Origin of the sequence: Nocardia pseudobrasiliensis NBRC 108224 (genome assembly GCF_001613105.1) — a bacterium.
In the GTDB taxonomy this organism is placed as follows: domain Bacteria; phylum Actinomycetota; class Actinomycetes; order Mycobacteriales; family Mycobacteriaceae; genus Nocardia; species Nocardia pseudobrasiliensis.
On sequence record NZ_BDBS01000060.1, the window covers coordinates 29,522 to 43,350 of the forward strand.

General features: G+C 67.8%; 10 protein-coding genes. 2 read left to right on the plus strand and 8 right to left on the minus strand.

Features of this window, described 5'->3' with window-relative positions; translation table 11 throughout:
- Positions 1–36: 36 nt before the first annotated feature.
- The 3 genes from NP4_RS35345 to NP4_RS35355 are packed head-to-tail and all read right to left on the minus strand — an operon-like array spanning position 37 to position 3,007.
- Positions 37–1,353 carry an MFS transporter gene (locus tag NP4_RS35345; protein WP_373863891.1) on the minus strand — a complete coding sequence of 439 codons (1,317 nt, stop codon included), beginning with the start codon at positions 1,351–1,353 and terminating at the stop codon, positions 37–39.
- Positions 1,354–1,399: 46 nt separating this feature from the next.
- Entirely contained in the window at positions 1,400–1,792 is a 393-nt protein-coding gene (locus NP4_RS35350; RefSeq protein ID WP_068007327.1) for a VOC family protein, read from the minus strand.
- 18 nt (positions 1,793–1,810) lie between these two features.
- Positions 1,811–3,007, minus strand: a complete 1,197-nt coding sequence (locus NP4_RS35355; protein ID WP_068007332.1) for an alpha/beta hydrolase family protein — start codon at positions 3,005–3,007, stop codon at positions 1,811–1,813.
- A gap of 111 nt (positions 3,008–3,118) precedes the next feature.
- On the opposite strand from NP4_RS35355, the gene NP4_RS35360 reads away from it, so the two are divergent.
- On the plus strand, positions 3,119–3,709 hold the full coding sequence (locus tag NP4_RS35360) for a TetR/AcrR family transcriptional regulator (RefSeq protein ID WP_068007457.1): 591 nt from the start codon (positions 3,119–3,121) through the stop codon (positions 3,707–3,709).
- On the opposite strand, the gene NP4_RS35365 is transcribed toward NP4_RS35360, so the two are convergent.
- Positions 3,706–4,377, minus strand: coding sequence for a TetR/AcrR family transcriptional regulator C-terminal domain-containing protein (locus tag NP4_RS35365; protein WP_068007335.1), 672 nt, complete (start codon positions 4,375–4,377; stop codon positions 3,706–3,708). The genes NP4_RS35360 and NP4_RS35365 overlap by 4 nt on opposite strands.
- A gap of 72 nt (positions 4,378–4,449) precedes the next feature.
- On the opposite strand from NP4_RS35365, the gene NP4_RS35370 reads away from it, so the two are divergent.
- Positions 4,450–5,940 carry an FAD-dependent monooxygenase gene (locus tag NP4_RS35370; RefSeq protein ID WP_068007338.1) on the plus strand — a complete coding sequence of 497 codons (1,491 nt, stop codon included), beginning with the start codon at positions 4,450–4,452 and terminating at the stop codon, positions 5,938–5,940.
- 184 nt (positions 5,941–6,124) lie between these two features.
- Here the strand turns inward: NP4_RS35370 and NP4_RS35375 are convergent, their stop codons facing one another.
- The 4 genes from NP4_RS35375 to NP4_RS35390 all read right to left on the minus strand — a co-directional run bounded on the left by NP4_RS35375 (position 6,125) and on the right by NP4_RS35390 (position 13,730).
- The gene (locus NP4_RS35375; protein WP_082876509.1) at positions 6,125–7,498 is read right to left on the minus strand and encodes a bifunctional lysylphosphatidylglycerol flippase/synthetase MprF; all 1,374 of its coding nucleotides are present in this window, start codon (positions 7,496–7,498) and stop codon (positions 6,125–6,127) included.
- Between the two features lie 229 nt (positions 7,499–7,727).
- Positions 7,728–10,739: a bifunctional [glutamine synthetase] adenylyltransferase/[glutamine synthetase]-adenylyl-L-tyrosine phosphorylase gene (locus NP4_RS35380; RefSeq protein WP_068007342.1), complete on the minus strand. Its 3,012-nt coding sequence runs from the start codon at positions 10,737–10,739 to the stop codon at positions 7,728–7,730.
- A 9-nt stretch (positions 10,740–10,748) separates the two neighbouring features.
- The gene (locus NP4_RS35385; RefSeq protein ID WP_062510220.1) at positions 10,749–12,086 is read right to left on the minus strand and encodes a glutamine synthetase family protein; all 1,338 of its coding nucleotides are present in this window, start codon (positions 12,084–12,086) and stop codon (positions 10,749–10,751) included.
- Positions 12,087–12,182: 96 nt separating this feature from the next.
- Positions 12,183–13,730 carry an alpha/beta hydrolase gene (locus NP4_RS35390; RefSeq protein ID WP_114755675.1) on the minus strand — a complete coding sequence of 516 codons (1,548 nt, stop codon included), beginning with the start codon at positions 13,728–13,730 and terminating at the stop codon, positions 12,183–12,185.
- Positions 13,731–13,829 lie beyond the last annotated feature (99 nt).

Sequence of the window (13,829 nt, forward strand, 5' to 3'; positions counted from 1 at the left end):
TGCGGCGTCGTTCATCGGATACGTCGAAGCAATGATTCATTCTCGGACATCGGCGGCCGCGACCGATCTCGGGCGCAGGATCAGCGCACCGAGTCCCGCGGCGACCATGGCGACGCCGACCAGCCACAGCCCGGCCTTCTGCGTACCGGTCAGATCGCGTAGCCAACCGGTGATGTAGGGCGCGGCGAAACCGCTGATATTGCCGAGCGAGTTGATCAGCGCGATACCGCCCGCCGCGGCCGCCCCGGTCAGGAAGGTTCCCGGCAGCGCCCAGAAACTGCCCAGCGCCGCCATGATGCCGACCGCGCACACCGTCACCGCGGTCATCGCGGCGAACGGATTGCCCAGATACAGCGCGATCGGAATGGCCAGACCGCCGATCACCGCGGGCAGGGCCACATGCCAGCGCCGTTCGCCGGTGCGGTCGCCGTGGCGGCCCCACCACACCATCGGAATCGCGCCGATCACATAGGGCACCGCGTTGATCAGACCGCGCTCGACCACCGAATAGTGCGTGCCGTACTGCTGCTGGAAGCCGGCGATGATGGTCGGCAGGAAAAAGCCCAGCGCGTAGAGGCCGTAGACGATGCCGCCGTAGATCGCGGCCAGTCCGAGCACCCGCCGATGGGTCAGCGCCTTGCGCAGCGTCCAGCGCTCGCGACCCTCCACCTCGACCCGCTCGCGTTCGAGTTCACTTGCCAGCCAAGCCTTCTCCTCCGGCGCGAGCCAGTTCGCCCGCTCGGGCCGATCGGTGAGGAAGAACCAGGTGACCACGGCCAGCAGCAGTGCGGGCAGCCCCTCCACGAGGAACATGAACCGCCAACCCCGCAGGCCGAACACCCCGTCGCCGTACTGGATGATCAGGCTCGACAGTGTGGATCCGAGCGCGGTGGAGATCGGAATCGCCAGCATGAACAGCGACACCACGCGCGCCCGGTGGGCCTGCGGGAACCAATAGGTCAGATACAGCAGGATGCCGGGGAAGAATCCGGCCTCGGCCACGCCGAGAACGAAGCGCAGCACGACGAGCGTGGTCGCATTCGGCACGAAGGCCATCGCGGTGGCGATCACGCCCCAGCTCAACATGATTCGCGCGATCCACCGCCGCGCCCCGAAACGGTGCAGCGCCAGATTGCTCGGCACCTCCAGCACCAGATATCCGAGAAAGAAGATGCCCGAGGCGAATCCGAATACGGTCTCGCTCACCGCGAGATCCGATTTCAGCCCGCTCGGCCCGGCGAAACCGATATTGACCCGGTCCAGATAGTTGACGAAATACAGCAGCCCCAGAAACGGCACGAGCCGAAATCCGACCTTACGCAGCGTGCTCCGGGAGACATCGTTGGCTGGCAACACCCTCGTACTTTCGGCCGCACGGGGTTGAGCGTCAACCCCCCGCTCAGGGGTACACGGCGATTTCGATCAGATTGCCGTCGAGATCGCGGCAGTAGTGCGAGGTCATCTCGCCCAGTGCGCCGATCTTGGTCACCGGCCCGGCGACGATCTCCACCCCGCAGCCGGTCAGGTGGTCACGCACCCGCTCGGGCGTGGCATCGGTGACGAAGCACAGATCCTGCGCCCCGGCGGCCGCGACGGCCCCGGTGATCCAGTCCGGATCCTCGCCCTGCGGGCGCAGGTTGATCTTCTGCTCGCCGAAGACCAGCGCGGTGCGGGCGGCGGGCCCGAAGGTCTCCGCCCGCATCCCGAGCACCCGTTCATACCAGGCGGCCGTGGCCGCCACATCACGACAGTTGATGACGATGTGATCGAAACGCCGTACCGCGAAGTCCATATCGCGGACGCTACTCCCTCACGCCGAGGTGTGGTCGAGCCAGTCGAACAGGCGCTGATGGGTGAGCAGCATCGCGCCCATGTGGCAGTGTTCGCCCGCGCCGTCGGCGTCGGTGCCCAGGACGCGCTCCTTCGGACAGGTCAGCGCGTCGTACAGACGCTGCGCCTCACCGCCGAAGAACTGGTCGTTCTCGGCGTCGAAAACCAAGGTGGGGCAGGCGATCCGGTCGACAACGCCGGTGAGGGTGTAGGGCGCGGTCGCGCGGATGAACTCCGCCGGGGACGCCGCACCGAAGGTCCAGACGCCGTTGTTCATCGCCCACCGCAGCTGCGCGCTGAACGAGATCATCAAGGCCAGTACCGAATTCGCCTCCTCGTCCCGCCCCGCCTCGACCCATTCGGTCAGGAACGGCGGCAGCATTCGCCGCACCGGATCGTGGTAGCTGAACAGTCCGTCGTTGAGGATCAGCGCCGCGATGCGCGGTTCGAAGGCGGCGGCCCGCGCGGTCAGATAGCCGCCGAGGCTGTAGCCGTACAGCGAGATTCGATCGGCGTCGACCTCGGGCAGAGCGACGGCGAAGTCGACCACCGGGGTGATGACGGCCTCCCAGTCGGGCCGGAACGGCAGGCCCTGATCGCGTATCGCCGCACCCTGGCCGGGGCCGTCGAAGGCCAGCACCTGATAGCCGCGCGCCACCGCCGCGGCCGCGAGCGCGAACCAGGACTCCTCCAGCGTGGAATCGAAGCCGCTGTTGAAGATGACCGTGGGGCGGGGCGCGCCGGAGTCGTCGACCAGGTACAGATAACCCGGCAGGGTGGTGCCCTCGTAGGGAATCGATACCGCGCGCACCGGGGTGTCGAGCAATTGCGCCGCGGTGGCGAAGCTTTCGCGCGACAGCCGCGACAGCTCGTGCACGACCGGATCGTCGGCCGGGTGCTCGCGCCGGTAGAACTCGGCGGTGCGGTAGTAGTTCGACGCCCGCAGCAGCGCCTCGCGCGCGCTGACCCGCCGGCCGCCCACCAGGCACTCGCGGCCGATCGCGTTCACCCGATCCGCGGTGGCCTTCCACTCGCGCAGCCAGGATTCGTCATCGCCCTCGGTGATACGCGCGGCGGTGACCAGCACCTCGCCCAATTCGGCGCCCTGGTAACAGGCGAAGCCCGCGGTGCGCAGCGTCTCGAATGAGTAGGACTCGTCCTCGAAGAGGAATTTCATGGCTTTGACCTCATGTTTTACGTCGATACGGCACCGTTTCGCCGTATGGATAGAACGATAGATCGACCTACGACGAAACGCAACCGTTTCGTCGTTGTTAGGATGGACACCATGAAACGCACCCCCGCCGGCGCCGCGGTCATGCAGCCTCAGGTCACCGCGGCCATTCGCGCGGCCGCCTTCGCGGAACTGGCCGAGGTGGGTTACGGCAAGCTGTCGATGGAGGCGGTCGCGCGGCGCGCGGGGGTCAGTAAGCCGACGCTGTATCGGCGCTGGCCATCCAAACAGCAACTGATCCTGGCCCTGGTCACCGAAACCGCGATCACCGCTGCCGAAACACCCGACACCGGATCCGTCCGCGGCGATCTGCGCGCGTTCCTCGAGAACACCGCCGCGGGCCTGTCACATCCGTTGGCGGCCAGAATCGTTCCCGATCTGCTCGCCGAGGCCGTGCGCACTCCCGAACTGGCCGAGGCGCTGCAATCCGGCCTGGCCGAACAGCGCCGCGAACGGGTGGCCGAACTGCTGCGGCGCGGCGTCGACCGCGGCGAACTGCCCGCGGATCTGAATATCGCACTGGCGCTGGACTTCACGATCGCGCCGCTGTTCTGGCGGCAGATGGTCGGCGGCAGCGCGACCGATCCGGACTATCTGGACGAGCTCACCGAGATGATCCTGCTGGCGTTCCGGGCCGCTCGCTAACCACCGAGGCCCACGCGGCGTATTCCCTCGAGCACCACTCGCAGTCCGTCTTCGAAGCCGCGATCGGTATCGGGATCGAACAGGTCGGCGAGCACCGCCGCGGTGAGCGGGAAGCGCTCCCGATCGATCCTGGCTTCCAGAACTCCGTCCCCGTAGGGATTCTCATCGCCGTAGTCGACCCCGAGGCGGGACTGCTCCTCGATGGTGAAGCCGACGGTGTAGTGCAGTAGCACCGGATAGGCCCGAGCGGCCGTGCGCAATTCGAAGCCACCGTCCTGCAGGGTGGCCAGCGCCAGCTCGACGGTGCGGAAGACGAGCGGATCGGTGACGGCGGTGCCGGCGAATACCCGGGCGCCGTCGCGATAGCGAAGCATGGTGCGGCGCAACCGCTTCGCCCAGTCGGCCGCCCACTCGTCCCATTCGACCCCACGCCGCGGCGCCTCGATACCCCCGACCGTATCGGCGTACATGATCGTCGCCATCGCGTCGAGCAGTTCCTGCTTGTTCTTCACATGCCAATACAGTGCGGGCGCTTGCACATTCAGCCGCCTAGCCAACGCACGCATGGTCAGCCCGTCGAGGCCGACCTCGTTGAGCAGGTCCAGGGCGGTACGGGCGATCAGCTCGGCGGTGAGCTTGACGGGCGGTGTGGATTTCCTCGGCGGCACACTTGACAGTTTAACATCGTTCAGCACATCCTTAACAGCGTTCTATTTAACGTTGTTAAGGAGGTGGTCGCCATGGCGACCGTACTGATCGCCGGTGCGGGCCCGACGGGTCTGATGCTGGCCTGCGAATTGCGCACGGCCGGAGTGGATGTCGTACTGCTGGACCGGCTCGGCGAACGCGGCGGTGAGTCCCGGGCCGCCGGTCTGCACCCGCGTTCGATCGAGGTGCTGGATCAGCGCGGCATCCTGGATCGCTTCCTGGCCGAGGGTCGCCCGATCCAGGCCGGGCACTTCTCCGGTATCCGACTGGATTTCAGCGGCCTCCCGACCCGCTACCCGCACACGCTGTTGCTGATGCAGTACCGGGTCGAGCGGCTGCTCGAGCAGCGCGCCGCGGAATTCGGGGTGCGCGTGCGATGGTCGAGCGAGGTGATCGGCCTCGCGCAGCACGACGACGGTGTCGAGGTCACCGTGCGCGGCCCGGCCGGAACCGAAACGCTCACCGCCGATTACCTGGTCGGCTGCGACGGCGGCCACAGCAGCGTGCGCAAGCTCGCGGGCATCGAATTCCCCGGCACCGACGCGACGCTGACCTCGATCCTCGCCGATGTCGAAATACCTTCTCCCCCTGCCGAAATGATCTTTCAGCAGCGGCGCAAGAACGGCAGTTTCTCGATCTTCGGCTTCGAACCCGGGTGGTACCGCGTGATCACCAACGAATACGACCGCGTGATCGATCGCCACGCACCCGTCGACATCGAGGATCTGCGTCACTCGCTGATCCGCATCGCCGGAACGGATTTCGGCATCCACAGCCCGCGCTGGGTCTCCCGCTTCCACGACGCGGCGCGGCAGGCCGATCGCTACCGGGTGGGCCGCGTCCTGCTCGCGGGCGATGCCGCGCACATCCACTTCCCCGCGGGCGGCCAGGGCCAGAACCTCGGCATCCAGGACGCGGTCAATCTGGGCTGGAAGCTGGCCGCGGTGGCTACCGGCAGCGCGCCGCACACGCTGCTCGACACCTACGAAGCCGAACGCCACCCCGTCGCCGCGCGCGTCCTGCGCAACACTCGCGCCCAGACCGCCCTCGGCCGCCCCGGCGCCCACACCACCGATCTGCGCGAAACCTTCGAAACCCTGGTCGGTTTCGGCAACGTCAACACCTACCTGGGCGGCATGATCTCCGCCCTGGACATCCACTACCCCCTCGGCGACGCCCACCCCCTGCTCGGTCGCCGCATGCCGGATCTGGATCTGAAGACCGCCGACGGCGAGATCCGGACCTTCACGCTGCTGCACGCCGCGCGCCCGGTCCTCCTGGATCTGGGGCATTCCGGCGATCTCGCGGCGCCGGCGTCGGGTTGGTCCGATCGCGTCGACCTCGTCACCGCGCGCTGCGAACAGACTCGTACGCCCCTGCCGGACATCGGCGCAATCGAGTTGCCCGCCGCCGTGCTGATCCGTCCCGACGGCCATGTCGCGTGGGCCGCGACCTCCCTCGACATCGATACCGCGACGCTGCCCGCGGCCCTGGCCGCCTGGTTCGGCCCCGCCGCGAACTGACTTGCCCTCGTCCCACATTCAGCGGCGACCGCCCGACGGGTGCACAATGCAGGCGCCAATCCCCGAAATGAAAGGCTCGGTTCACCACATGGAGCTCTTGGACGTGGTCGCGAACATCTTCACCACGGCGATGCAGGTCGCGAGCGGCAGCGCCGCCTGACCCAGCCGCGGCCGGCCCTCGGATTCAGTCCTGTCGACGATGCGGGACGAACTCGAGGGTCAGCAGCGCCGCGGCGGTGAAGACGATCTCGCGCCAGCGGATCAGGACGAAACGCTGGTCGGTGAAGGAATTGAACTTACGCAGGAAGCGATACAGCGACTCCAGTCGGATCATCGGGTCCAGCAGCCGGGCCAGCATGTACAGGCTCTGCTTGGCGCGAGAGCGTTCCTTGTCGCTGTACAGCTCGGGGAACGCCGCGAAGGCCAACGAGATTCGCGTCACCCCCCGGTCGCGGCTGTAGGCGACCAGATCCACGATCATCCGTTCGTCCAGTCCATTGGGCGCGTCCTTGCGCCGCCACGGGACGTCCAGACTCAGCTCGCTGCCGTGGTTGGAGGAGCCGTAGCGCTGGAATCCGACGACCCGATCATCGGCGTCGCGGGCGATCACCACCAGCATGCCGGGGTTCCGGCCGTCGAGCAGATGGTCGAGGATCATCGAGAATCCGCGGGTCTGGCGACCCGAATGCCATTCGTCCACGATCTCGAACAGTGTGGCGCGCAACGCCGGATCCAATTCGCGCTCGTAGCGGATCTCGGTGGTCACGCCGAAGTTGTGGGTGCGGCTGACGGCTTGGCGCAGATTGCGGTACTTGCGCCCCACCATATCGAAGCCGTCGACATCGATCACCACATCGCGCCCGATCGGAATCGCGTGCAGCCCGTGGTGTTCCGAGGCGTGGGTGCGCCACAGCTCGCTCAGTTGCGGGCTCGCGCCCAGGACCGCGATGCGCCAGCCGTGATTGACCGCGAATTCGGAGAATTCCCGGATCAGCGTGGCGAATTCGGTCCGATCCCCGATCGGATCGCCCGCGACCACCGCGATGCCGAACCGCGTGCGATAACCGATGGCCGCGGTCGAATTCGCGTTGAAGAAATAGGTTTTCGACGAGTGCAGCGCGAACGGCGCGATCGGATCGTCGACCGTGCGATCGACCAGTGCCGCGATCCGGAACCGCTGATCGGGCTGCGCCCGCGAACCCTGCGGCAGCATCAGCACGAAACCGGTGGAGGCCAGGCAGAAGAAACCGATCGCGTGATGATCGCCGCGATAGGCGATATTCGAGATGCCGAGCATGATGACAGCGCCGGTGAAGTGCGGCAGCGTGATCGGGCGCCGCAGATGCAGTCCGCGCGCCACGGCCAATCCCGAAATCGATACGGCCACGAACCAGGCGTGGTTGACTCCGTCGCGGGCGGCTTGATCGGCGGCGTAGAGCAGGGCGATGCCGACCAGCAGCAGTACCGCGATCAAGGGCACCCGCACCGCGCGGGTGGGCGTCAGCGCCGCATGCCGGTACGTCTGATACCCCGTCAGGGCCGAATTGGTCTCCGCCATGCCCGTCCTCCCGCTACTCCCACCGACCACACAGCGCAGTGCGCTTCCAGGTGATAATCAACGGATATCGCGCCGGGGCTGTTCCCCGCAAACCAATTCTCACCCATCGATGGGGAAATTCACCCGTGCCCGCGCCAGCCGCATCACTCGGATCATGCCGCTGTCCAGCGCCTACCCGCCTGCCGAGGGTCGATCGCTAGCCGCACAGCGATCTACGCCACACCCGCGGTCAGGACTCCCCGCCGAACACCCGCTCGACCACGGATTTCGCCCGTCGCGTCACGCGCATGTAGTGGTCGAGGAATTCGCTGCCGTCGTCGTTGGGCCAGCCCGCGACGCGGGCGACCGCCGACAGCAGCGGACCCGGTCCCGGCAGTTGATCGGCCGGTTTACCCCGGACCAGCACCAGCGCGTTGCGGGCCTTGGTCGCGGTGAGCCAGGCGTCGCGCAGCAGCGCCACATCGGCCGCGTCCAGCAGGTCGGCGGCCTCGATCGCGTCCAGTGATTCCAGGGTCGAGGTGTTGTGCAGCTCCGCGACCTCGTGGGCGTGGCGCAGCTGCATCAGCTGCACGGTCCATTCGATATCGGCCAGGCCACCGCGGCCGAGTTTGGTGTGGGTGGCCGGATTCGCGCCGCGCGGCAGCCGCTCGGAATCCACCCGCGCCTTGATGCGCCGGATCTCGCGCACCGCGTCGGCGGAGACGCCGCCCTCGGGATAGCGCACGGCATCGATCATGTGCAGGAACCGCACACCCAGCTCCTGATCGCCCGCGACCTGATGCGCGCGCAGCAGCGCCTGCACCTCCCACGGCTGCGCCCACTGCTGGTAATAGGCCTGATAGGCGGCCAGCGTACGGACCAGCGCGCCATTGCGGCCCTCCGGGCGCAGGCCCGCGTCCACCTGCAGCGGCGGATCGGTACTCGGGGCGCCCAACAGCCGCTGCACCTGTTCGGCCACGCCGATCGCCCACTTCACCGCGACCGTCTCATCGGCCCCGGGCCGCGGATCACAGACGAACAGCACATCGGCGTCGGAGCCGTAACCCAGTTCCAGACCGCCGAGCCGACCCATGCCGATCACGGCCATGGCCGCGGGCGCGGGGCCGTGCTCGGCCTCGCTCGCGCGGATCACCGCCTGCAGCGACGCCTCGAGCACCGCAACCCACACCGACGACAGCGCCTTGCACACCTGCGGCACATCGAGCATGCCGAGCACATCGGCCGCGGCCACCCGCGCGAGTTCGTGGCGGCGCAGCGAACGCGAGGTCGCCACGGCGCGTTTGGGATCGGCGTAGCGGGCGGCCCCGGCCAGAATGCCCTCGCGCACCTGATCCGGGCGGGGCGCCAGCAGCAGCGGGCCCTCGGGTCCGTCGGCGAACATGCGGATCGTCTCGGGCGCGTTGATCAGCAGATCCGGCAGATAGGCCGAGGAGCCCAGCACGATCATCAGCCGCTGCGCGATCGCGCCCTCGTCGCGCAGTTCGCGCAGGAACCAGGTCTGATCGCCGAGCCCCTCCGAGACGCGGCGGTAGGCGAGCAGTCCGGCATCGGGATTCGGTGTCTCCCCGAGCCATTCGAGCAATGTCGGCAGCAGCAGCGCCTGAATGCGGCCCTTGCGCCCGACCTCGTTGGTGAGCGCCTTGAGGTGGCCGAGCGCGTTCTCCGGCGCGGCGTAGCCGAGGGCCGCCAGCTGCCGGATCGCGGCGGCGGGGCTGAGCCGCAGCGCATCCGCGTCGAGTCGCGCCACCGATTCCAGCAGCGGGCGATAGAACAGCTTGGCGTGCAGGCGGCGCACCCGCACGGTATTGCGCTTGATCTCGCTGCGCAGCACGCCCACCGCGTCCTGGCGGCCGTCGGGTCGCATATGCGCCGCGCGCGCGAGCCAGCGCATACCCTCCTCGTCGTCGGCCGCTGGCAGGGTGTGGGTGCGCTTGAGCCGCTGCAGTTGCAGCCGATGTTCGAGCAGGCGCAGGAATTCGTAGGAGGCGGTGAGATTGGCGGCGTCGTCGCGGCCGACATAGCCGCCCGCCGCGAGTGCGGTCAGCGCCTCGACCGTGCCCTGCACATGCAGCAACTCATCGGCCTTACCGTGCACCAATTGCAGCAGCTGCACGGCGAATTCGACATCGCGCAGACTGCCGTGCCCGAGTTTGAGCTCGCGCTCGCGCAGATCCGCGGGCACCAGATCCTCCACCCGCCGCCGCATGGCCTGCACATCGGTGACGAAATCCGGTCGCTCCGAGGCGTTCCAAACCATCGGCATGAGCGCGGCGCGATAGCTCTCGCCCAATTCCAGATCGCCGGTGGCCGGGCGCATCTTCAGCAGCGCCTGGAACTCCCAGGTGCGCGCCCACCGCTTGTAGTACGCCACATGCGAATCCAGCGTGCGCACCAGCGCCCCGGCCTTGCCCTCGGGGCGCAGTCCGGCATCGACGTCGAAGAACGCGTTGCCCGCCACGGTCATCATCTCCGCGGCCAGGCGGGTGGCGGTGGTGTCGGCCGGTTCGGCGACGAACACCACATCCACATCGGAGACGTAGTTCAGTTCGCGCGCACCGCATTTGCCCATGGCGACCACCGCGAGGCGCACCGGCACCTCTGCGTCCGGGCAGACCCGCGCGACCGCGACCGCCAGCGCCGCGGTCAGGGCCGCGTCGGCCAGATCGGTCAGCTGATAGCCCACCTGCTGGTAGCGCAGCACCGGCTCGTTCTCCACGGTGGCGGCCAGATCGTGGGCGGCCAGCAGCATGAGCAGATCGCGATATCGCTTGCGCAGCAGGGCGATCGCCTCCGGACCGGCGATCTTCGCGCGGTACAGCATGCCCCCCGCGGCCTCACCCTCGGGCGCGGCCTCCACCGCGGCGAGCAGGTCGGCGATCAGCTCGTCGCGGCCGGGCAGATCACCGCGACGCAGCAGTTGCCAGCCCTGCGGATCGGCGACCAGATGATCGGCGAACGCGCTCGACGAACCGATCAGCGCGAACAGCCGTCCGCGCAGCGACACCTCGGTGCGCAGCGCCGAATCCAGTGCGGCCCAGTCGGATCCGAGCCGCTCACGCAGCCGGATCAGGGTCAGCAGAGCCAGATCGGCGTCCGGCGAACGCGACAGGGCCCACAGCAGTGGAACGCTCTCGACGTTGTCCCACTCGAGCTCCCGCAGCGATGCCGCGGCATTCGGCTCGAGCAATCCGAGCCGACCCGCGCCGGGCACCGCGGGACGGGCAGTGGGTGGCCGTACCATGCTTTCAACCTACAGGTCCAGGTACTCCTGCAGTTCGTACGGCGTGATCTGGGCGCGGTAGCCCGCCCATTCGCGGCGCTTGTTGCGCAGGAAGAAATCGAAGACGTGCTCGCCGAGGGTCTCGGCGACCAGTTCCGAACGCTCCATCGCCTTGAGCGCCTCGTCCAGACTGCCCGGCAGTTCACGGAACCCCATGGCGCGCCGCTCGGCCGAGGTCAGCGACCACACGTCGTCCTCGGCCTCGGGCGGCAGCGTATAGCCCTTCTCGATACCGCGCAGACCGGCGGCGAGTAGCACCGCGAAGGTCAGATACGGATTGCAGGCCGAATCGGGGCTGCGGATCTCGACCCGGCGCGAGGACTGCTTGTTCGGGGTGTACATCGGAACCCGAACCAGCGCAGAGCGATTGGACCGGCCCCACGATGCCGCGGTCGGGGCCTCGCCGCCGTGCACCAACCGCTTGTAGGAGTTCACCCACTGATTGGTGACGGCGCTGATCTCGTTGGCGTGCTCCAGGATTCCGGCGATGAACGCGCGCGCGGTCTCCGACAGATTGAGCGGATCGTCGGGATCGGCGAAGGCGTTCTGCTCCCCCTCGAACAGGCTCATATGCGTATGCATGGCCGAACCGGGATGTTCGGCGAAGGGCTTGGGCATGAACGTCGCCCGCACGCCCTCATCGATCGCCACCTCCTTGATGAGGTAGCGGAAGGTCATCACATTGTCGGCCATCGACAGGGCGTCGGCGTAGCGCAGATCGATCTCCTGCTGACCGGGCGCGCCCTCGTGATGGCTGAACTCCACCGAGATGCCCATCGACTCGAGCGCGTCGATGGCGTGGCGGCGGAAGTTCGGCGCCTCGTCGTGGACGGCCTGATCGAAGAAGCCGCCGTTGTCCACCGGCACCGGATTGCCGTTCACCAGACCCGAGCGCACCAGGAAGAATTCGATCTCCGGATGCACATAGCAGCTGAAGCCCAGATCGCCGGCCTTGTTCAGCTGCCGCCGCAGCACGTGGCGCGGATCGGCCCACGACGGAGAACCGTCGGGCATGGCGATATCGCAGAACATCCGCGCCGAATGCTGATGTCCCTTACTGGTCGACCACGGCAGCACCTGGAAGGTCGACGGATCCGGCCGGGCGACCATATCCGCCTCGGAGACGCGGGCGAAGCCCTCGATGGCCGAACCGTCGAAGCCGATGCCCTCCTCGAAGGCGCCCTCCAACTCCGCGGGAGCGATCGCGACGGACTTGAGATACCCCAAGACATCCGTGAACCACAGCCGTACGAAGCGAATATCCCGCTCCTCGAGCGTACGCAGCACGAATTCCTTCTGGCGATCCATAGCCGCGAGCGTAAGCAAGCGGCGTTAAATCCGTGTTACATGGGGTGTTCCCGGCGAAAAGCGTGTCGGGACAGCAACAATCTCGCGGCCGCACCCCTATCCGCAGGTGAGCCCGGTCGGCGGCGCCTTCAGATCGATCAGGTAGTCGAAGACCGCGTTGTCCACACATGGCACGCCGCCGGACAGGAACGCGGTGTGTCGGGTACCCCGGTTGGTGATCAGCGCCGCGCCCAGATCCTTGGCCAGATTCACGCCCGACTGATACGGCGTCGCCGGATCGTTGGTGGTGGAGATGACCACGGTCGGGGGCAGGCCGGGCGCCGAAATCGAGTGTGGGTCGGCGGTATTGGGGACCGGCCAGAACGCGCACAGCTCCAGCGGGGCGTGTCCGGTGCCGTGGCCGTCGTCGAGGAAGGGCGCGGTCTTGCGCAGCTCGCCGTCCTCCTGATCGGTCACCGCCCGATCCTTGACCGCGGGATCGTCGACGCAGTGGATGGCCAGGAAGGCGTCCTGGGCGTTGGAGTAACTGCCGTCGGGGCGACGGCTGTCGTAATCGTCGGCCAGGGCCATCAGAATGTCGCCGCGGCCGTCGGCCGCCTGGGCCAGGCCCGCGCTCAACACCTGCCAGCGATCCTCGGCGTAGAGGGTGTTCTGCACGCCGGTGATCGCGTCGCCGTAGGTCAGCGGGCGGCCGTCCTTGGTGGGCAGCGGGCGATTCCAGATCGGCGCGAGCAGCGCGCGGAATCGCGTCACAGACTGCGCCGGATCGGTACCGAGCGGACATTGCGGATCCTTGGCGCAGTCGGCGGCGTAGGCGTCGAAGGCCTTCTGGAATCCGGCGGCCTGCTGCAGCGATTCCTGCACGGGCTGCTGTTCGGGATCGATGGCCCCGTCGAGGACCAGCGCGCGCACCCGATCGGGGAACTTCTCGGCATAGGCCGCGCCCAGGCGGGTGCCGTAGGAGTAGCCGACGTAGGTGAGCTTGGGATCGCCCAGCACCGCGCGGATGACGTCCATATCCTGCACCACCTCGCGGGTGCCGATATGGGCGAGGAATTCGTTGCCGGTGCGCTCGCTGCAGTGCGCGGCGAACTGCTTGTTCTCCTCCTCGGCCGCGGCGATACCGGCCGGGTCGTTGTTCTTCTGCGGTTCCGCGCGCTGCTCGTCCCATTCCTTGCCGGTCAGGCATTTCACGGCCGGGGTCGAAGCCCCGACGCCGCGCGGATCGAAACCGACCCGATCGAAGCGCTCGGCCAGCGGGGTGCCGTTGCCCTGCGTGGCCATGGTCAGCCCGGCCACGCCCGGCCCGCCGGGATTGAACAGCACCGAGCCGATGCGCTGACCGCTGGCCCGCATCCGCGAGATCGCGATCTGCGCGGTGCCGCCGTCGGGTTTGGCGTAGTCGATCGGCACGGTGACGTGGGTGCATTCGGCCGTGCGCGGGAAGCGGTCCTGCGGATCGCTCGAAAAACCGTTGCAGCTGTCCCACTGCGGGGTCTGGCTGTAGAAGCGGTCCAGCGCGGCGGGCGTCGGCGCGCCGGGCGAGGACGGCGCGGGTTCCTCCTTACCGGAGACCGTGCAGGCGGCAGCCACGCACGTCAGGGCCAGCAGCACGGCGACACGACCGGAACGCAACAACGACATGGTGAGATCCTGCCATCTCCTCGCCTGTGACCAATTCCATGGCTCGTACGGCTTAAATCGGCGATCGGCCCGGGGCAGACTGAGTGGGTCAATTCCACC

What these genes read in the sequence shown, in the direction of transcription:
- NP4_RS35360 (WP_068007457.1), top strand. Translation starts at nt 3,119, where the DNA reads ATGAAACGCACCCCCGCCGGCGCCGCGGTCATGCAGCCTCAGGTCACC.
- NP4_RS35385 (WP_062510220.1), bottom strand. Translation starts at nt 12,086, where the DNA reads ATGGATCGCCAGAAGGAATTCGTGCTGCGTACGCTCGAGGAGCGGGAT.
- NP4_RS35355 (WP_068007332.1), bottom strand. Translation starts at nt 3,007, where the DNA reads ATGAAATTCCTCTTCGAGGACGAGTCCTACTCATTCGAGACGCTGCGC.
- NP4_RS35350 (WP_068007327.1), bottom strand. Translation starts at nt 1,792, where the DNA reads ATGGACTTCGCGGTACGGCGTTTCGATCACATCGTCATCAACTGTCGT.
- NP4_RS35370 (WP_068007338.1), top strand. Translation starts at nt 4,450, where the DNA reads ATGGCGACCGTACTGATCGCCGGTGCGGGCCCGACGGGTCTGATGCTG.
- NP4_RS35390 (WP_114755675.1), bottom strand. Translation starts at nt 13,730, where the DNA reads ATGTCGTTGTTGCGTTCCGGTCGTGTCGCCGTGCTGCTGGCCCTGACG.
- NP4_RS35380 (WP_068007342.1), bottom strand. Translation starts at nt 10,739, where the DNA reads ATGGTACGGCCACCCACTGCCCGTCCCGCGGTGCCCGGCGCGGGTCGG.
- NP4_RS35375 (WP_082876509.1), bottom strand. Translation starts at nt 7,498, where the DNA reads ATGGCGGAGACCAATTCGGCCCTGACGGGGTATCAGACGTACCGGCAT.